Source organism: Streptomyces barringtoniae (genome assembly GCF_020819595.1).
Classification (GTDB): domain Bacteria; phylum Actinomycetota; class Actinomycetes; order Streptomycetales; family Streptomycetaceae; genus Streptomyces; species Streptomyces barringtoniae.
Genome location: NZ_JAJHNP010000136.1, coordinates 1 through 282, shown reverse-complemented (window position 1 = coordinate 282; position 282 = coordinate 1). Strand labels below are relative to the sequence as shown.

General features: G+C 71.6%; 1 protein-coding gene. It reads left to right on the top strand.

The genetic code is table 11. From position 1 onward, the window contains the following. Nucleotides 1-27: 27 nt before the first annotated feature. Nucleotides 28-282: CurL C-terminal domain-containing protein (locus LMU33_RS41070; RefSeq protein WP_443728993.1), on the top strand; the 255-nt coding region annotated here is incomplete at its 3' end.

Below are 282 nucleotides of genomic sequence, written 5' to 3'. Positions count from 1 at the left end.
TTCGGTTTCAGTGGGACGAATGCGCATGTGGTGGTGGAGCAGGCGCCGGTGGAGGAGGGGTTGGAGCCGGGGTCGGGGCCGGGGTCGGTGGGGGAGCCGGGTCTGGTGGCTGGTGGTGGGTGTGTGGTGTGGGCGTTGTCGGGCAGGAGTGCGGCGGCGTTGCGGGAGCAGGCGGGGCGGTTGCTGGCGTGGGTGGACGCGCATGAGGGTGTGCGTGCGGTGGATGTGGGTGTGTCGCTGGCGGTGGGCCGTGCGGGTCTGGAGCATCGTGCGGTGGTGGTG